The sequence below is a fragment of the Pseudoduganella danionis genome, from assembly GCF_009720775.1.
Classification (GTDB): domain Bacteria; phylum Pseudomonadota; class Gammaproteobacteria; order Burkholderiales; family Burkholderiaceae_D; genus Rugamonas; species Rugamonas danionis.
Window position 1 is genome coordinate 267,845 of record NZ_WNKW01000003.1, and the last position, 18,523, is coordinate 286,367.

Genomic DNA, 18,523 nt, shown 5'->3' on the forward strand with positions numbered 1-18,523 from the left:
ACGGAGTAATTCATGGCTGATCCAAAGATGAAATTTTTAGTCGTAGACGATTTTTCGACGATGCGCCGCATTGTCCGAAATCTGTTGAAAGAACTGGGTTATGCCAATGTCGACGAAGCCGAAGATGGCGTGATGGCGCTGGCCAAACTGCGCGCTGAATCGTTCGATTTCGTCGTGTCGGACTGGAACATGCCAAATATGGACGGTCTGACCATGCTGCAAAACATCCGTGCCGATCCCGCTCTGGCCAAATTGCCAGTGCTGATGGTGACTGCGGAAGCCAAGAAGGAAAACATCATTGCTGCCGCACAAGCTGGCGCCAATGGCTATGTGGTGAAGCCGTTCACGGCAGCTACGCTGGATGAAAAACTGAACAAGATCTTCGAGAAACTCGGAGCTTGAGGATGGTGGAGCAGCACAGCGGCGCCGGTGCAATGGTGCCGAATGAGGAGTTTCTGTCGCGTATAGGCCACATGACCCGCACTCTGCATGATAGTTTGCGTGGTCTGGGGCTGGATAAACTGATTGAGAAGGCGGCATCCGACATACCGGATGCCCGTGACCGACTCGATTATGTGGCGCGTCTGAGTGAAAGTGCAGCACAGAAGGTCTTGAACGCGACAGATGCGGCCAGCCCTTTGCAGGACCAGATAGGCGGCGACGCCCGTACGCTGAAGGCCGAATGGCATGGTTTGCTGGCTGCCGGCGGGCAGGCCGATGACGCGGCATGGCGGGCGCTGGCGGAACAGACGATAGCGGCACTGGATCAGGCTGCGGCGGGGACCAGCCAGACCAAAGCCCATCTGATGGATATCATGATGGCGCAGGATTTCCAGGATCTGACGGGGCAGGTGATCAAGAAGGTCACGGCCATCGCCCAGAATCTGGAGCAGCAGCTAGTGCAGATGCTGGTCGATTTTGCGCCGGACCAGATGAAAAAGGAGCTCGATAACGGTTTGCTTAACGGACCGCAGATCGACCCGACGCGCGAAAATGTGGTGGCCGATCAAGGGCAGGTGGATGACCTGCTCGACAGTCTCGGTTTCTGACCAGTTCCGGCCCGCCCAGTGCGGGCCTCTCTCATTGGGCCCTACAGCATGCATCAGACTGATTTCCTAGTGCGTGAACCGCTGCTCGATGCGCGCCAGCGTGTGCTCGGTTACGAGCTGTGCTGGTCGGCCGCAGCGGCCACGCCAGCCGAGCAGGAGCTGCTGCTGGCTTTTGTAGCCGAGCAGCTAGTTAGTCCCGAAGGCGACTGGCTACTGCGCGACAAGGCGCTGTTCCTTGAGGCCGTGCCGTCCATGCTGTCGGCCGACGCCTTGCACCAGCTGCCGCCGCAGCATACGGTGCTGGCGCTGAAAGCGCCCACGCTATCCCATCCTGACACTCTGGCGGCCGTGCAAGCCTTGCGCGCGGGCGGCGTGGGCATCCTGCTGCGCGATGCAGACCTGCTGCGTATCGGCAATCGCCTGCCTACCATCGCCAGTTATGTGGAAGTGCGGTTTTCGGGCGCTGATGTGGCCGATCAGGCGCGCAATTACGCGGCGCTGCGGCATGCGGCCGTGGGCATGGTGGCGCGTCCCGTTTCCAGCTGGGCTGATTTCGATGCCTGCGCGCTGCTGGGGCTGAATGCCTTTGTCGGCAAGCTGCACCTGACGCCGCGCCCCAGCAATGACCAGAAGGGCCTGAATCCGGCCCAGACCATCATCATGCAACTGATGCAGATGGTGCGCCAGAATGCCGATGTGGGCCAGATCGAAGCCGTGCTCAAGCGCGATGCGACGCTGTCCTACAAGCTGTTGCGCTTTATTAATTCGGCCGGCTTCGGAGCGGGCCGGGAAATCCAGTCGCTGCGGCAGGCGCTCGCGCTGCTCGGCTATGCGCCGCTGTACCGCTGGCTGACGCTGCTGCTGGCCACTGCCAGTACCACCGGCTATTCGCCCGTGCTGCTGGAAACGGCCGTGGTACGGGGCCGGCTGGCCGAACTGCTGGCCCAGCAGGCGCTGGGCAAGAGCGAAGCGGAGCAAGTATTTGTGGCCGGCATGTTCTCGCTGCTGGACCGGCTGCTGGGTATCAGCATGGATGAGGTGCTGGCAAATATCCAGTTGCCGGAAGACGTGGTCACGGCCTTGCGCAACCGCGACGGCAAGTACGGCCCGTATCTGGCACTGGCCGAAGCCTGCGAACTCAATTCGAATCTGGTGTCCTCAATGGCGGCAGCGCTCAAGCTGACGCCGCTCGATGTGAACACGGCCCATCTGGCTGCGCTGGCCTGGGCCCAGAATGTGGCGGCATAAAGCGGGTTTGCGTGCTGTATCGGCTGCCTTTTCCGGGGCAAACTGAATAGTCTCCGTAGCTCAATGCCAGTTACCTACCCTTGCATAACCTTGATCGGTGATACCACTCCGGATCGGAGCAGTCATTCTGCCTCAGTGCAGATATCAGAAGTTATCCAGTGAATTGGGAATGATGCCGCGTAAATGACCGGCGGCTTCCGCCCCAATTCGGACACTTGTATCTCTCGCCGCTATATTATTAGTCTGCTGAGCAACTAAATTTTGGGGCAATTTACGGAAGTCGCGTCACGGTCAATTTCGGCGCGTGCACGTCATTTGTATCCAGATTAAAACGGAACTTCCCAGATGCAGACACCTCAAACTGCAAGTTTTCACCAAGCGCTTCAAGTGTCTTTGCTACTCCTTGCACTACGCTTTCATCGCCACTAGCAGCGCCAAAATCAATAGCTTTGAAATCCTCAGAACCGAATTTGAAGAGATGGCGGCCTTTATTAAGTTGAAGGTCCACGCTATACACCTTGTGTACTGTAGATTTCATAACATCATTGAGCCCCCAATTGTTCATTTCGCCGCGAAGAAAGAACGGGACATGAGCATAATCGGGATCCGACTCAACTATACGTGACATGCGTTGCGCTTCTCCGAACTGTAAAGTGGTGAGCCCATCCACCGTACCGTTCTGAGTACGGTGGAATTCAAACTGTACGTCCATCGTTCGCGCGAAGAAATGATCTTTTGACTCGGCAGTGACAGGAAGCCAAGGTTGCCCTCCTGAACGCACGCTTAACTGGCTAGCATTTCGCCTGACCAGAGTCCACTTCCCATCCGACGTCGCGTACTTACCGACAAGCTCATCCAGATTTGCGTGCGTCAAGCTAATCGTCTTGCGCTCTGACGGTAAGATTACCTTCTGTCCCAATGAAACACGAGCCAATGGCAATTCGATCCACATCAGTTCCCGATTTTCGATATTGCTAAGAATGACCACACTGATTTTCTCGGTGGGACGGTAGCTGCTCAAAGTGCTAAAACCTTCAATTCCTCCTGCGTGAAAATATCGTTTTCCTTCTGGCCCGTCCATAATCATTAATCCAAATCCGTAACCGGGTGGTACCGCAGTTGTCATTGCCTGCACTGAAGACTGCGATAGCAGGCGACCTTCGTATAGAGCGGTTTGCCAGCGCAGCAGGTCACCGGTGGTCGAGTATAGCGCCCCGGCCGCAAAGGGAACGCTCATGTGAATAAACTCTGCATTTTGCAATTTCAGATTCGTGGCGGCGTAGCCGGCAGCCCGATGCGGAATGATCGCCGCATTGGTGTCGTAACCAGAGTCCTTCATCCCAAGAGGAGCGAATATATTTTGCTGGACGAATTGCTCGTAGCTTGTATTGCTCAATTTCTCTATCAACATTCCTAGCAAGACATAGCCAGAGTTGCTGTAATTCCATTGGCTACCTGATGGAAAGTCTAACGGAAGCTCGCGTACCGGCGCTAAAGTCTCCTCGGGCGATTTCGCAAATCGCTCGATATTGCGATACTCAGGAAGGTCTGTAAAAGAGTGAATGCCGGAGGTGTGCGTCAGTAATTGCTGGATGGTTACTGTGTTCCAGCTATCCGGCAGTCCGGAAATGTGCCGGCTGATCTGATCATCTAGTTTTAATTTTCCGCGCTCTTGCAGCAAAAGAATTGCCGCTGCGGTGAACTGTTTTGTAATCGAGCCTAGGCGAAATCGGGTATTAGATGAATTGGGGATAGCCCATTCACGGTTCGCATCACCGTACGCCTTTTGTAGAAGAATTTTATCCCCCTTGGCAACGAGGACTGCGCCGGAAAAATTCTGTTCCTTTGCTAGAGAATCTGCAACTTCTTTTAGTCGTTGCAAGTCTTGTGCCTTACTTCCAGCCGCCCCCAACAACGACGTTAAACCAAAGATGACGCAACATACGCGCAAAGAAAACATATTTGTCTCCAAGGTCAAGTTTTTGGCGGGATTACGGTGTCATTACCCGTCTTTTGACTGTCGGCTTTTGGCCGTATTCGGAACCAACGCCTACGGCAATAATAGGTCAAGATGACCAGAGAAAAGTGCCGTCACTGATACTATGGCCCCACCAAACACAGCAATAAGTGCGATAGGGCTCCGAATCAAAGCGAGACCTGCCAACAAAATCCCAGCCAGCAAGAATATCAAGGCAACGGCATAATTACCGTGGTTCCAGAACGCCAGAAACCAGCTGGAGGCAATGTAGCTAATAACACCGAGTCCAGTAATTGCGCCGATGAAATAAACTGTGCTTTCCCAATCCATCAAGCGTTCAAGAAATCTCATAGTCTATTTAAAGTCAAATGTCCGGTATTGGTCGAACGCAGTCTGCAGCTAGAACATAAGCATAGCGAGTCAAACAAGCACAAAGCTCTCTAATTGTCATCAGCTCAAATCGCCGCCAAGCAGTTCCTTGCTTAAGTAAGGGAAAATTTCTTCAAATTAGCTTAGATTGAGGCTGTAAATTATCTACAGAACTCGTGGCGATTCACTATTCTTCGAACCTAAAGCGAAAATTGCCTTTTGGGAGCATAAGCATCGGTGCAGGCTTACCAGCCTCAACCATGACCATGTCAACCGGAACTGAGTCTGTGCCCTCATCGGCAAAGTAGGCTTGTATTAGCCTGCGCCCCGAACTAGGCAAGAGGTCTGCTGGTACATGTCGCGGCTTCAACTTTGCAACAATTTGCATCCATTCCGGGCGCCCTGTGGCCGATATTTTCGAGTGATCTGGGTGAAAGACCTGCATGTCCATTCGACCTCGATAATCCGACAGCACCTCATAATTTCCATTAGGTGCCTTTAGCACGAAAGCGGAGTTAACGTTTTGTTGTTCAATCGCTGTCCTGTAGAGAGGATGCTCGGCTTTGGGGTTACCGTAGCTGAACATTGCGGACTGGTCAACGGTCAAAGGATCAGTATTAAGCTGATGTTTGAGATGAGCGGCCAACCATGCAAAAGTAGTTGGGGACTGGAACGCGGGGGTTTTGGAGGCATGCGAATATCCGACGTAAATGAAGACTCTAGCTTTGATGTTCTTTTCGAAAACCCGTTGAAACAAGTTTGTGGCCGCTCCTAACTCGCGTAGTCTTTGTCTCTCTTCGGCCGTCTCCGCTGCCTCACTGCCTATCATGTTATCGTAACCCACGAGTTTCCAACCGTCCTGATGAGCACTGCGGAGGAAAGCGGCAAACATAGGCTCCTTGGAATAGAAGCCGGTGGAGGTGGACACGTGCCCATCCGGCATCGGTACTGGGATTTTCTCGTCAAAGGTTTCACACGCTAAGTATTCAAAGCCAATCTTCTTTAGCTCGTGCGCAAGTTGCATTGCGAAGACGCGCTGTTCGGGGATATGATGCGCCTCGTTCAGAATGACTATCTGTCGGGTTCTGGCGGCACGTACAATCGCTCGAATCGCGTCTTCTGGAATCGCTTTCTCGAGCGCTGTACGAGCTTCAGGATTCACGACCTCTGGTTGTTTGAGTTGCCTCCACCAACTAAACACTTGCGCAGCCCCATCCGCATCTCCTGCCATTGCACGCATCGTGCCCAGGTATTGAAGGGCGCCACCCTTTTGATTAAGAAGATCGTCTCGTTCCTCCTCTCTCAATTTCGTGATTTTGCCGAAGATCGCAAGCGAGCCTGCGCGCTTTTCCGCCTCCTGCAATTTTTGCAAATACGAATACGGTGCCGCGAGTGCATTCGTGCCTGCGATCCCGCACATAAGCGACATCACTACAAAGGCACTTGGCAGGAGCGCCCTGAAAGAATGGGAAGAACAAGGAGCCATAAATGAGCTTTTTTAACGAAAATTTTGAGAGATCCCGATGTAAACGTCGGGATCGCTTGTTAATTACCGTGGCTTATCGCAAATTGGCTCTTGCGAGGAGCCCCAGGTTTGCTCTTGGCCGGTCTCGGCCTAAGTTGACGTGTAGAGATAGCGGTCCGGTAACTTGCTCAGACACTGCAGACATAGTACCCATTGTTCAATTTTCCATGCAGAGACTTTTGCCAGAAGAAGACCTCCTCTTTTCCCATTTCGGTAAAGCGCACCCCTTGGCAAAGAGCGGTTACATTGCCAACTCCTGTCGGTGGTTTCTCAGCACAGGCTGCTCGCCAAGTCACAAGCGGCGAAATTGTATCTAAGCTAATACCGACACCGCGAGACTTATTAATTTCGCTTGCCAGAGCTTGACAGTTATTGAGCATCTTTTTTTCAAGGCCAATCTCACTTTGCGCTAAAACCGAGCCCCAAACTATCGTGAGATAGAGCGCCGAGCTTATTTTGATTAACATCTTTTATCCAGAAACTAGATTTTCGTGTGGCCGCCTTTTGCAGACCACTGTCACCCGTGTCTTTTTTCAAAACTACTGCCAAATCCACTCAATCAGGGACTTTAATGCCTTGCTTGCGTGCTTCAGTGAAAATACTGAGCAGTGGTAGAGTCGGAAGTGCAGTATCGCCAAGGATTTTCTTGGCTTCTTCACGATTTGTAACACTGGGGACCGTTAAAACTCTGAGAGTTCTTGGATCAATTACTCCCCAGTTGTCGCGGTCCTTGCAGCCCGATCCACCGCAGTATGCTTGAAAGATTACAAGGGACTGCGCCTTGTCTTTCACAACACATTGACCACCTATGAAGTCAATATTTTGATAACGCAATACGGTTTTTTCTCGGCCTCGTGATACGGTAAAAACTGCCTGTGCGCGGTCTTCCCACGTTGGACTTTCGTGAGCGACCACTTCAATGCGAACTTCTGCACCGTCGCAAGAGAAAACTTGCTCGGCATGGGCCGCTCTCGCTAACAATGTGGAAAGTACATATAACGCGGCAATTAAACGCATTGCACTCCCTCAGTCTGTTTACTGTGAATCAGTCCGCTTTTGGCCGGACAGAACTAATGATTCGATGTATTTAAGAGTTCTACTTGATTTGCCCCAACACTTCCACAATCGCTTCTGTTACTGCGCTAGGCTGATCTCCCTGTATGCCATGCGAGGCCCCAGCAACCACGCGCTGTTTGCCCTTGGTCGATAGTGCTGCGATCTCCTTGTGGATATTCTCGTTCTCGTTTTCCACAGCCTTATTAACGGCACTTTGTGGCTTAGAAGGGTCCGCATAGGGACTCACACCGCGTGTCAAAACAATCAGAGGAATGCTCCCGAATGACTTACGTAAGGCGCGTAATTGGTTGTCGCTTGTCTCGAAAGCATTAGCTTCGTCGACGCGGGTTTTCCAATATGACTTCGTCAGCATCATTGCCTTGACCTGCTTACCAAGCAAAGGTCCGAAGTATTGCGATGGCTCTCCGATACAACTGGCTGCTGCATCGCTGCCAGGCTTAATCCCTTTATTGGCGGCGACTAGACACTGCTGATCATGGTCTTTGACCATCGCATAGATCTTATTAATCATGCCCTGCGACGCCTTGTTGGTGCGCGTGGTTTCGTCCTCGCTTTGTGGCTCCACGAGCACCAAGCCCTTCACCTCATGAGGATATCGATAGGTGAATACCTGAACATTACTGCCTCCTAATGAGTTTCCGACGAGTAGAAATGGAGGCTTGATGTCGGCTATTAGTAAAGCCTTGTGCAGATCATCTACTGCATTTTCTGAGGTATTCGGACGTTGCGCGGGATCGCTGAATCCGAAACCAGCACGGTCATAAATGCAGGCTCGCGTATGCTTGGCTACCTCAGGCTGTACTTTGAACCAAGTCCATCCTGCGTCGCCTGCCGGACCGTCGAAGATAACCGTAGTTGCACCTTGACCAGTGCAGTAGAGATTTATCTTTCGTCCACCTATGTCAACGAGCTGATGAGGTTTGGCAAACGCGGCAGAATTAGAGGGAGCCGCTACCGCATTGGCGAATAAGGACAAACAAACGGCGTAAAGGAATACGGCAGATCGAGCGCGTGGCATACTTATCCTTTATTAAATGTTTAAATTAAAGCAAAGTATCTATTAATTTATTTTTAAGTGCAATCTTGATGACTTCATCGCAACCTGTCTCTGAGATGATTGCCAAACGGTGCTGACTGCTCTTGGTCGCTAGCCGATTTTTCTACTGGAGTATGCCTGCCAGCAAAAGATCAGGGCCAGAGCTAGAAACGTGACGGAGAACCCGATAACCAAATAATCGGGTAGAAGAGATGGGTATACCTTATCGAAAATAATGTAGCTTAGCCCGAAGGCATAAGCTAGCGCAGGCAGCCATTTCTTGTGCCAAGCGAAACTCACCATCGCGACGGAACAACCCGCGATACCTAAAATAGTGGCAAATTGCATTTCATCCCTCCATAAAACTTTGGTCTGCTTTTGGCTGCGGATTCAATCGATGGCCTTCAGGATAGCAGCTTGCCAATTAGTAAAGCTCACGAATTCCCACGGTGGGCGCGAATTTTCGCGATTGCTGGGCGGGTCGTTTTTAAGCTTGGAAAGGTCGTGCATGCGAGCGGCTTGCCGCATGAGACGGGGAGGTGGCGGAGGGGGTGAGCACAGCCGGCAGAACTGTGCGTGTGCATGAACGCGCCGGCTGTATTACAGATGCAGAGGCTGTGCGGCGCGTTGCGCGCCGCCACTGGCCTTAGATTTCCAGATTGTCGATCAGGCGGGTCGAGCCCAGCTTGGCAGCGGCCAGCACGACCAGCGGCGTACCCTGTGCCAGATCGCCCGCATTAGGCGGCTGCAGATCGTTGCGCTTGCGGATGGAGATGTAGTCCGGCTTCCAGCCGCGCTTGGCCAGATCGTCCATGGCGCGGTGCTCGAGCTGGAACACGTCCAGATGGCCGTTGCGCACTTCTTCGGCGACGAAGTTGAGGCTCTGGAACAGGGCCGGAGCTTCTGCCCGCTCCGCTTCCGACAGATACATATTGCGCGAGGACAGGGCCAGACCATCGTCGGCGCGGTAGGTCTCGGCTGCGACGATTTCGGTCGGCATGGCGAACTGGCGCGCCATGTTACGGATGATCATGAGCTGCTGGTAATCCTTCTTGCCGAACACGGCCACGCGCGGCTGTACGCACGAGAACAGCTTGGTGACGACGGTGCAGACGCCGTTGAAGAAGCCCGGACGGAACTCGCCTTCCAGCGTGTTGCCGAGGCCGTCCGGTGGTTGCACACGGTATTCCTGCGGCTCCGGATACAGGTCTTTCTCGGTCGGTGCGAACAGCACGTAGACGCCTTCTTTTTCCAGCTTTTCCACGTCAGCCTGGAAGGTGCGCGGGTATTTGTCGAAGTCCTCGTTCGGGCCGAACTGCAGGCGGTTGACGAAGATCGAGGCCACCACCGGGTCGCCGTGCTTGCGGGCCAGACGCATCAGCGACAGATGGCCTTCGTGCAGATTGCCCATGGTGGGAACGAATGCCGTACGCAACTGGCCGCTGAGCTGGTCGCGCAGTTCTTCAATCGAGGTAATGATTTTCATAACGTAGTTCTAACGTAAAAAAAGTCGGTAAGGCCGCGCCGGTCAGGCGGGCGAATAGGCCAGCCGTACATAGATCGGTGCAAACGGCTCGGCCTGGGTAATTTCCACCAGTGTTTCCTTGGCCAGCTCCAGCAAGGCCACAAAGTTGACCACCACCACGGGCACACCGCCGGCGATGTCGAACAGGTCGGCGAACTCGACGAAGCGGCTGCTTTGCAGGCGCCGCAAGATGCCTGTCATGTGCTCGCGCACGGACAGTTCTTCGCGGCTGATCTTGTGATGCTGGACCAGCTTGGCCCGCTTCATCACATCCAGCCAGGCCTGCTGCAGATCGACGGGCGTGACGTCCGGCCAGCTGGTGACCAGACTCTGCTCGATAAAGATCTGGGTGCGGATGAAATCGCGCCCCACTTGCGGCACGGCGTTGAGATCGTAGGCGGCCAGCTTGATCTGTTCGTATTCGAGCAGACGTCGCACCAGTTCGGCACGCGGGTCGTCCATCTCGGCATCGAGCTCGGTCTGGCGCTGGGGCAGCAGCATGCGTGACTTAATTTCGATCAGCATGGCCGCCATCAACAGGTATTCTGCCGCCAGTTCCAGATTGGACAGGCGGATCTGATCCACGTATTTCAGATATTGCAGCGTTAGCTGCGCCATCGGGATATCGAGAATATTGAAATTCTGTTTGCGGATCAGGTAAAGCAGCAAGTCCAGCGGACCCTCGAAAGCATCGAGGAAGATTTCCAGCGCGTCCGGCGGAATGTACAGATCGTTGGGCAGCTTGAGCAGCGGTTCGCCATACAGGCGGGCGAGGGCGGCCACTTCATTCGTGACGGCGGCCGCTTCGGCCACCGCTTCAGGGCTGACGGCAGGCTCGCCGGATGCAGCCAAGCCTGCCGCCGCATCGAAGTCGGCTGCAGGCACTTGCTGCTCCAGCGTTTGGTCTGGCAACGTCATTGCTGCTCAGGTAGCGGCAGTCGCTAGGGTGGGGTAAGACTTAGACTTTGTTCTGATAAACGTAAGCCTGTTGCTTGACGGCCGAGGCCAGCTGGCGTTGCTGTTCATCGAGGGAGATCGGCGGACGGTCCCACAGCAGGGCGCGGCCTTGCTGCTGGCGCTCATCCATGCCAGGATTCTTTTCTTTCAGGGCCTTGATGAACAGGGTGTGCTCGGATTCGTACATCGAATGTTGTTTGGACAGTTTCATATAGTCTCTGTGGTTGGATCAGCAAGGCGTATTTTACCGCGCCGCAGCGTCAGCGGGCGAATTTGATGAGGGCCTGACAGCGCGAAATGCATGAATCAGGTATGCTTCATGGCTGATTGTTGCATGATTTTCACGAAACTCCCTGATGACCGAGCGCCTTACTCCCCGCACCATCCTGCTGTTGACCCTGCCACCGCTGCTGTGGGCTGGAAATGCCGTCGTCGGGCGCTTGTTGCACGATATGCTGCCGCCCGTGTTGCTGAATTTTCTACGCTGGGCGCTGGCGTTGTGCTTTTTGCTGCCGCTGGCCGGCCCCGTATTCCGCCGTGAAGCCGGGTTGTGGCGCTACTGGCGTCAGTACGCAGCGCTGGGCCTGCTCGGCATAGGCATGTACAACGCCCTGCAATACATGGCGCTGCAAAGCTCGACACCGATCAACGTGACGCTGGTGGCCTCCGGCATGCCGGTGTGGATGATGCTGACGGGCTGGCTGTTCTTCGGCGTGCCCGTCAGCCGCAAGCAGGTGGCAGGTGCCGTGCTGTCTATCGCTGGCGTGGTGCTGGTGTTGGCGCGCGGCGAGTGGCGCCACGTGCTGGAACTGCGGCTGGTGGCGGGCGACCTGTTCATGATACTGGCCACGATAGCCTGGTCGCTGTATAGCTGGCTGCTGCTGCGCGTGAAAGAGCCGGCCGCCATTCGTGCGAACTGGGCCAGCTTCCTGCTGGCGCAGGTAGCGTTCGGCGTGCTGTGGTCGGGCGGTTTCGCGCTGGCAGAGCAGGCGGTAGGCGCCATGCCCGTGCACTGGAGCTGGGCGCTGGCGGCGGGCTTGCTGTATGTGGCGACCGGGCCAGCCATCGTGGCGTTTGGCTGCTGGGGCGCTGGCGTGCGCGCGGCCGGTCCCGCGATAGGTTCTTTCTTCGTCAATCTCACGCCGCTGTTTACGGCCGTACTGTCTTCCGCCATCCTCGGCGAAACCCCGCATGCTTACCACGCCGCAGCCTTTGCCCTGATCGTGGGCGGCATCGTGATCTCGGCGCGCCGCTAGCGCTTACAACCAGGATTAGCGGCTGGCCGCTTTCAGGGCGTCGATCAGCACGCGCACTTTCTGCGGCAGATGGGGCGTGGCCGGATAGACAGCGTGGATTTCACTGACGGGGAGCGACCAGTCTGGCAGCACGCGTAGCAGCCGTCCGGCCGCGACATCGTCTTTCACAGAGAATTCGGTGGCGCGCAGGATGCCGTCGCCTGCCAGCGCGGCTGCGCGGGTGGCGTAGGCCGTGTTCGAGGAAAACACCGTGTTCTGCATGTGCACTGCACTGCTGCTGCCATCGGCCGCATGCAGCGTGAACTGGGTGGGCTGGGCGATCACGGTCAGTGCGATATGGGGCAGGGCAGGCAGATCGGCCGGTGTGCGTGGCGTGCCGTGCCGCGCGAGGAAAGCGGGGCTGGCCACCAGCCAGCGGCGCAGCGGGGCTATGCGGGTGGCCATGTGGCCGGAATCATCGAGCTTGCCCAGCCTGACGGTGACATCGATGCCTTCGGCGATCAGATCGATGCGGTGGTCGCTGCACACCAGTTCGATTTTCAGGGCCGGATAGTCGGCCCTGAGCTGCGTCAGCACGGGCGAGAGCACCATCACACCATAATCGATGGGCGAGGCGACGCGCAGCGTGCCTTGCGGCGTCAATCGGCCGCTGCGTGCCTGCTCGATGGCTGTCTCGGCTGCATGCAGCAACTGGCGGCTGGCTTCGTAGAAACTGCGGCCAGCTTCTGTCAGGCTCAGCTTGCGGGTCGAACGGATGATCAAACCCACGCCTATCTCCGCTTCCAGCAACTGCATATGCTTGCTGACCATGGATTTGGCCAGCCCCAGCCGCTGTGCTGCGGCCGTCAGCGATCCCGCTTCGACCACGGCGACAAACGTGGTGAGGCGGTTTAGATTGATGTTGTGCAGGTCTATCATGCCACCATTGTAGCTGCTATTGTCCACTTAAAGTGGACTCTGATTCCCGCTTTGTACGACTTATCGCGACGATCCAGCCTGCCTATACTCGCTGTACACCCTCTTTGAATCAGGAGTTTTTATGAAGCTGTACGGCATTCCCCTTTCCGGCCACACCCACCGTGTCGAGCTATTCCTGCGTCTGCTGCAACTGCCGCACGAATACGTGCAGGTGGATCTGGCGAACGGCGAACACAAACAGGCCGCCTTTCTGGCCAAGAACGCCTTCGGTGAAATCCCCGTGCTGGAAGATGGCGACGTAACGCTGGCCGATTCCAATGCCATTCTCGTCTATCTGGCGACGCGCTACGATGTGAGCGGCCTGTGGCTGCCGCGTGATGCCGTGGTGGCGGCACAGGTGCAGCGCTGGCTTTCTATCGCTGCCGGCAAGATCGCTGGCGGCCCGGCCACGGCGCGTCTGGTCTATGTGTTTGGCGCCCAGCGCAATCTGGCCGCAGCCCAGACCATGGGGACCCAGCTGTTCACCGTGATGGAACACGAACTGCAGCAGCGCAGCTGGCTGGCGGGCGAGCACCCTACCATTGCCGACATAGCCTGCTACAGCTATATCGCCCATGCGCCGGAAGGCGGCATTTCGCTCAAGCCTTATCCTAAACTGTGCGCATGGCTGGCCGCCATCCGCGCCTTGCCCGGCTTCGTGCCTATGCCGGTGACACCAGTAGGCCTTGCTACCGAGGAGATGTAATCATGACGACCTTCCATGCGGGTGAGTTGGCCATGCAGGAGCGCGTGGGTATGCGCGAGCGCATCGCTGGTGCAGCGGAGTTCATCCGCCCCTTCATGCCGCAGCAGCACCGCGATTTCTTTGCCGGCCTGCCGTTCTTCTATCTCGCCGCGCTCGATGCTGGCGGTCAGCCTTGGGGGACGCTGCTGGCCGCGCAGGCTGGCTTCATCAGCACGCCCGATGAAGCAACGCTGCAGATCGATGGCGGCCTGCTGCCCGGTGATCCGCTGGAAGGTCTGTTACAGGTGGGCGCCCATGTGGGCGGGCTGGGGCTGGAGCCGACCACGCGGCGGCGTAATCGCCTCAATGGCGAGATCGTGCAGCGCGATCAGGATAGTCTGCAGATCGCCGTTAGCCAGAGCTTTGGCAACTGCCCCAAGTATATCCAGAGCCGCCAGCACTATCCGGCAGAACGGGGTGCTGCGGCAGCGCAGGTGCTGCGTGCCACGGCGCTGAGCGCCACCGATAGCGCGCTGATTGCCGCTGCCGATACCTACTTCATCGCCAGCGCCCATATGGCGCACGATGCGGGGCAGGGGCGCGGTGTCGATATGTCGCACCGAGGCGGGCGGCCCGGCTTTGTGCTGGTGGAAGATGAACGCACGCTGCTGGCGCCCGAGTTTGTGGGCAACTTCTTCTTCAATACGCTGGGCAATTTAGCCAAGGATGGCAGAGCGGGCCTGCTGTTCATCGATTTCGCCAGCGGCGACCTGCTGCATCTCGCGGTCGACGCGGAGATTATCTGGGATGGCCCGAAGTTGCAGGCCTTTGCCGGTGCCGAGCGCCTGTTGCGCTTCCATGTGCGCGAAGTGGTGCGCAATGTGGGCGCTTTGCCTTTGCGCTGGAGTGCGCCCGAGCAGGCGCGCCAGCTTGAGCGCACGGGCAACTGGTCAGCCTCTTAATTGTCCAGCAGGCGCCGCATGACCAACGGCGGCGGTTCGAGCGGATTGGCATGCGAGTATTCGAGTTCTTCTGCCAGTTCGAATTCGAAGGCCGTGTAGAAGTCGATCAGCTGCGGCTGGTCGCTGCGCACGGCTAGCCGCATTTCTTCTATGCCCACTGCCAGCCCGTGGTGAATCACGGCTTCCAGCAAGTGCTGCGAGATATTCTGGCCGCGATAATCGGGCAGCACGCCCATGCGGCAGATTTCCCACACGTCCGCATCATCATCGAGCGGCAGCCAGCGCACCGAACCTACCGGCGCTTCGTCGACCAGTAAAACAAAACCGCCGCCTGAGCGCAGATGTTCTGCGACCAGTACGGCGGTTTCGCGGTGGCCGCTGGAGGTGACATTCACTTTGCCGGCCCACGCGGCGCGCGTGAGCTCGGCAATCAGAGAGGCATCGTCCAGTGTCGCTTCGCGTACCACGATGTTCATGCGCTATCCTCGTTCGCTGCCTTAGCTGATGCGCATACCCGGCTCGGCGCCCGGCCACGGGTTGAGGATGTAGATGCCCGGCTTGGCTTTTTCATCGACGGCCGAAGCCGCCATCACCATGCCTTCGGACACGCCGAACTTCATCTTGCGCGGCGCCAGATTGGCCACCAGCACGGTCAGCTTGCCGATCAGGTCTTCTGGCTGGTACATCGATTTGATGCCCGAGAAGACGTTACGCAGACGGCCTTCGCCTGCGTCCAGCGTCAGGCGCAGCAGCTTGTCCGAGCCTTCCACGTGCTCGCAGTTGACGATCTTGGCGATACGCAGGTCGACCTTGAAGAAGTCGTCCACCGAGATTTCCGGTGCAATCACTTCGATACCCGTTTCCGTGACCTGCACGGCTGGTGCGGCTTTGGCTTTGGCTGGCTTCTCGGCTTTGGCTGCCGGTGCAGCCGCAGGGGCGGCAGCTGCCTGCGGTGCATCGAACAGGTCTTCGATCATCTTCGGATCGACGCGCGTCATCAGGTGGGTGTAGGCGCCGATGGTACGACCAAGCATGGCGCTGGCCACTACGCCACTGGCCACGTCGGTCTGGGCCCAGTCGAATTTCTCGTCGTTGAGGAACTTGGCCACATTGGCGGCTACACCCGGCAGTACTGGCGACAGCAGGATCGACAGTTGGCGGAACAGAATCAGCGCGGTGGTGCAGACGTCGTGCAGCTCGGCCAGTTTGCTCTCGTCTTTGGCGAGTATCCACGGCTTGTTCTCGTCCACGTACTGGTTGGCGAAGTCGGCGATCTCCATGATCTCACGCAGGGCTTTGCCGAACTCGCGGCTTTCGAAGTTGGCGGCGATATTCGCCTGACGCTCCACGCCTTCAGCCGTGACCAGTGCGCGCTTGATCCATGCCTGTGCATTGTCGGACAGGCTGGTTGCCAGCTTGCCGTCGAATTTCTTGGCGATGAAACCGGCGCAGCGCGAAGCGATGTTGACGTATTTGCCGATCAGGTCCGAGTTCACGCGGGCCACGAAGTCTTCACCCGTGAAGTCCAGATCTTCTACTTTGGAGTTCAGCTTGAAGGCGATGTAGTAGCGCAGCCATTCCGGATTCATGCCCAGATTCAGGTAGCGCAGCGGCGAGATGCCGGTGCCGCGCGATTTGGACATTTTCTCGTTGTTGACGGTCAGGTGGCCGTGCACAGCCACGCGCATGCGCTCGATGGTCGGATGGTCGGCGAACTTCAGCATGGCAGGCCAGAACAGCAGGTGGAAGGAGACGATGTCCTTGCCGATGAAGTGGATCTGTTCCGTTTGCGGGTCGGCCAGCAGCGCGTCGAAATCGATGCCTTGCTTGTCGCAGTAGTTTTTCAGCGAAGCCAGATAGCCCACTGGCGCGTCCAGCCAGACGTAGAAGTATTTGCCCGGTGCGTCAGGAATCGGGATGCCGAAGTAAGGCGCATCGCGCGAGATATCCCAGTCGGCCAGTTTTTCACCGGCTTCGCCCAGCCATTCCGATACCTTGTTGACCATCTCTGGTTGCAAACGGCCCGGCGTGTTGAGCCAGTCGCGCAGGAATTCGTAGCAGCGCTTGTCGGACAGCTTGAAGAAATACTGCTCCGAAGGCTTGAGCACGGGCGTGGCGTTGGTGAACACCGAGAACGGGTTGACCAGATCGGTAGGCTGGTAGGCCGCGCCGCACACTTCGCAGTTGTCGCCGTATTGATCCTTGGCGCCGCATTTCGGGCATTCGCCCTTGATGTTACGGTCGGCCAGGAACATGCCTTTGACGGGGTCGAAGAAGCGGTCCACCGTCTTGGTCTGGATCAGGCCCGCATCGCGCAGCTTGCGGTAGATGCCTTGCGACAGTTCCACGTTTTCCGGCGAATCGGTCGAGTACCAGTTGTCAAAAGCGATATGGAAGCCGTCCAGATACTGGGCGCGGCCCGCAGCGATCTTGGCCACGAATTCCTGAGGCGTGATGCCTTCTTTCTCTGCGGCAATCATAATCGGCGTGCCGTGGGTATCGTCGGCGCCGACAAAGTGCACCACGCGCTGGGCGTCGCCGTCGCGCTGCATTCGCTGGAACCGGACCCAGATGTCGGCCTGGATGTACTCCATCATGTGGCCAATGTGGAAAGCGGCGTTAGCGTAGGGCAGGGCAGTGGTGACGAACAGCTTGCGAGTCATGGTTGTTGCACTTTGTGGGTGGAAAAGGAGCATTTTAACAGCGGAAGCGGCCGCAGGTCATCTTCCGCGGCCGCTGCCAGCGGATTTCTGCCACGATGCGCTAGAATGTGGGCACATTTCACGGAGATTTACATGAGCAACACAGTTGAACAGCTTATTGACCAGGTAAAGGCCGCACTGGCCCGCATTATCGATCCGAACACAGGGAAGGATTTTGTCAGCGGCAAGGCCGTGAAGAATCTGAAAGCCGATGGCGGCAACGTCAGCTTCGATATCGAGCTCGGTTATCCGGCGCGCAGCCAGTTTGATGCGATTCGCGCACTGGTGACGGACGGCGTACGCGGCGTGCCCGGTGTGAATAGCGTGACGGTGCAGGTGAGCAGCAAGATCATTGCCCACACGGTGCAGCGTGGTCTCAAGCTGATGCCGAATGTAAAAAATATCATTGCCGTGGCTTCCGGCAAGGGCGGCGTGGGCAAATCCACCACGGCCGTCAATCTGGCGCTGGCGCTGGCGGCCGAAGGTGCGTCTGTCGGCCTGCTGGACGCCGATATCTATGGCCCGTCGCAGCCGATGATGCTGGGCGTATCCGGTCGTCCGGAAACGCTGGACGGCAAATCTATGGAGCCGCTGGAGAACTACGGCGTGCAGGTATCGTCGATCGGCTTCCTGATCGATCCGGACGAGCCTATGGTGTGGCGCGGTCCTATGGTCACGCAGGCGCTGCAGCAGCTGCTGGAGCAGACCAACTGGCGCGATCTCGACTATCTGGTAGTGGATATGCCGCCGGGTACGGGCGACATCCAGCTGACGCTGTCGCAGAAAGTGCCTGTCACGGGCGCCGTGATCGTCACCACGCCGCAGGATATCGCGCTGCTCGATGCACGCAAAGGCTTGAAGATGTTCGAGAAGGTCGGCATTCCTATCCTGGGCATCGTGGAAAACATGAGCACCCACGTGTGCTCGAATTGCGGCCACGTGGAGCACATCTTTGGCGAAGGTGGCGGTGCCAAGATGTGCGCCGACTTCAAGGTAGACTTCCTCGGCTCGCTGCCGCTGACCATGGCGATCCGCCAGCAGGCCGATTCCGGCAAGCCTACCGTGGTGGCCGAGCCGGATGGCAAGGTGGCTGGCATCTACAAGGATATCGCGCGCAAAATTGCAGTACAGGTCTCGGAGAAGGCCAAAGATATGACCAGTAAGTTCCCTAGTATTGTGATCAAAAACGACTAACCG

General features: G+C 56.9%; 20 protein-coding genes. 7 read left to right on the plus strand and 13 right to left on the minus strand.

The window, feature by feature from the left end:
* The first annotated feature begins 12 nt into the window (after positions 1-12).
* The 3 genes from cheY to GM655_RS12795 are packed head-to-tail and all read left to right on the plus strand — an operon-like array spanning position 13 to position 2,297.
* Positions 13-402: a chemotaxis response regulator CheY gene (cheY, locus tag GM655_RS12785; protein WP_008450066.1), complete on the plus strand. Its 390-nt coding sequence runs from the start codon at positions 13-15 to the stop codon at positions 400-402.
* A 2-nt stretch (positions 403-404) separates the two neighbouring features.
* Complete coding sequence (gene cheZ / locus GM655_RS12790) at positions 405-1,049, plus strand: protein phosphatase CheZ (RefSeq protein ID WP_155435063.1); 645 nt, start codon at positions 405-407, stop codon at positions 1,047-1,049.
* Positions 1,050-1,097: 48 nt separating this feature from the next.
* Positions 1,098-2,297 carry an EAL and HDOD domain-containing protein gene (locus GM655_RS12795; protein ID WP_155435064.1) on the plus strand — a complete coding sequence of 400 codons (1,200 nt, stop codon included), beginning with the start codon at positions 1,098-1,100 and terminating at the stop codon, positions 2,295-2,297.
* Between the two features lie 271 nt (positions 2,298-2,568).
* Here GM655_RS12795 and GM655_RS12800 read toward each other — a convergent pair whose 3' ends face one another.
* The 10 genes from GM655_RS12800 to GM655_RS12845 form a co-directional block, all read right to left on the minus strand.
* The gene (locus GM655_RS12800; RefSeq protein ID WP_155435065.1) at positions 2,569-4,257 is read right to left on the minus strand and encodes a serine hydrolase; all 1,689 of its coding nucleotides are present in this window, start codon (positions 4,255-4,257) and stop codon (positions 2,569-2,571) included.
* A 90-nt stretch (positions 4,258-4,347) separates the two neighbouring features.
* Complete coding sequence (locus tag GM655_RS12805; protein WP_155435066.1) at positions 4,348-4,626, minus strand: hypothetical protein; 279 nt, start codon at positions 4,624-4,626, stop codon at positions 4,348-4,350.
* Positions 4,627-4,831: 205 nt separating this feature from the next.
* Positions 4,832-6,016, minus strand: a complete 1,185-nt coding sequence (locus tag GM655_RS12810) for a hypothetical protein (protein WP_155435067.1) — start codon at positions 6,014-6,016, stop codon at positions 4,832-4,834.
* Positions 6,017-6,297: 281 nt separating this feature from the next.
* A complete protein-coding gene (locus GM655_RS12815) occupies positions 6,298-6,636 on the minus strand; it encodes a hypothetical protein (protein ID WP_155435068.1) in 339 nt (112 codons plus the stop codon).
* Between the two features lie 88 nt (positions 6,637-6,724).
* Positions 6,725-7,186, minus strand: a complete 462-nt coding sequence (locus tag GM655_RS12820) for a hypothetical protein (protein ID WP_155435069.1) — start codon at positions 7,184-7,186, stop codon at positions 6,725-6,727.
* A 79-nt stretch (positions 7,187-7,265) separates the two neighbouring features.
* Positions 7,266-8,222, minus strand: coding sequence for an alpha/beta fold hydrolase (locus GM655_RS12825; protein ID WP_196308761.1), 957 nt, complete (start codon positions 8,220-8,222; stop codon positions 7,266-7,268).
* A 171-nt stretch (positions 8,223-8,393) separates the two neighbouring features.
* Positions 8,394-8,630 (minus strand): hypothetical protein, encoded by a 237-nt coding sequence (locus GM655_RS12830; protein ID WP_155435071.1) that lies wholly within the window; start codon positions 8,628-8,630, stop codon positions 8,394-8,396.
* 298 nt (positions 8,631-8,928) lie between these two features.
* Entirely contained in the window at positions 8,929-9,768 is an 840-nt protein-coding gene (gene panC, locus GM655_RS12835; protein WP_155435072.1) for a pantoate--beta-alanine ligase, read from the minus strand.
* A 42-nt stretch (positions 9,769-9,810) separates the two neighbouring features.
* The gene (locus tag GM655_RS12840) at positions 9,811-10,725 is read right to left on the minus strand and encodes a segregation and condensation protein A (protein WP_155435073.1); all 915 of its coding nucleotides are present in this window, start codon (positions 10,723-10,725) and stop codon (positions 9,811-9,813) included.
* A 40-nt stretch (positions 10,726-10,765) separates the two neighbouring features.
* Positions 10,766-10,975: a DUF3460 family protein gene (locus GM655_RS12845; protein ID WP_155435074.1), complete on the minus strand. Its 210-nt coding sequence runs from the start codon at positions 10,973-10,975 to the stop codon at positions 10,766-10,768.
* A gap of 145 nt (positions 10,976-11,120) precedes the next feature.
* Here GM655_RS12845 and GM655_RS12850 point away from each other — a divergent pair, with 145 nt between their 5' ends.
* Entirely contained in the window at positions 11,121-12,020 is a 900-nt protein-coding gene (locus GM655_RS12850) for a DMT family transporter (RefSeq protein ID WP_155435075.1), read from the plus strand.
* 15 nt (positions 12,021-12,035) lie between these two features.
* Here the strand turns inward: GM655_RS12850 and GM655_RS12855 are convergent, their stop codons facing one another.
* Positions 12,036-12,938, minus strand: a complete 903-nt coding sequence (locus GM655_RS12855) for a LysR family transcriptional regulator (protein ID WP_155435356.1) — start codon at positions 12,936-12,938, stop codon at positions 12,036-12,038.
* 121 nt (positions 12,939-13,059) lie between these two features.
* Between GM655_RS12855 and GM655_RS12860 the strand changes: the two genes are divergently transcribed.
* Together GM655_RS12860 and GM655_RS12865 are read left to right on the plus strand one after the other, a co-directional pair.
* Complete coding sequence (locus GM655_RS12860) at positions 13,060-13,683, plus strand: glutathione S-transferase family protein (RefSeq protein ID WP_155435076.1); 624 nt, start codon at positions 13,060-13,062, stop codon at positions 13,681-13,683.
* Positions 13,684-13,685: 2 nt separating this feature from the next.
* Entirely contained in the window at positions 13,686-14,624 is a 939-nt protein-coding gene (locus GM655_RS12865; RefSeq protein WP_155435077.1) for a pyridoxamine 5'-phosphate oxidase family protein, read from the plus strand.
* Here GM655_RS12865 and GM655_RS12870 read toward each other — a convergent pair.
* Positions 14,621-15,100 carry a GNAT family N-acetyltransferase gene (locus GM655_RS12870; protein WP_155435078.1) on the minus strand — a complete coding sequence of 160 codons (480 nt, stop codon included), beginning with the start codon at positions 15,098-15,100 and terminating at the stop codon, positions 14,621-14,623. The two genes, GM655_RS12865 and GM655_RS12870, sit on opposite strands and share 4 nt — an antisense overlap.
* 21 nt (positions 15,101-15,121) lie before the next feature.
* Positions 15,122-17,287, minus strand: a complete 2,166-nt coding sequence (metG, locus tag GM655_RS12875; RefSeq protein ID WP_229632554.1) for a methionine--tRNA ligase — start codon at positions 17,285-17,287, stop codon at positions 15,122-15,124.
* 132 nt (positions 17,288-17,419) lie between these two features.
* Here metG and apbC point away from each other — a divergent pair, with 132 nt between their 5' ends.
* Positions 17,420-18,520, plus strand: a complete 1,101-nt coding sequence (gene apbC, locus GM655_RS12880; protein WP_155435080.1) for an iron-sulfur cluster carrier protein ApbC — start codon at positions 17,420-17,422, stop codon at positions 18,518-18,520.
* Positions 18,521-18,523: the final 3 nt, after the last annotated feature.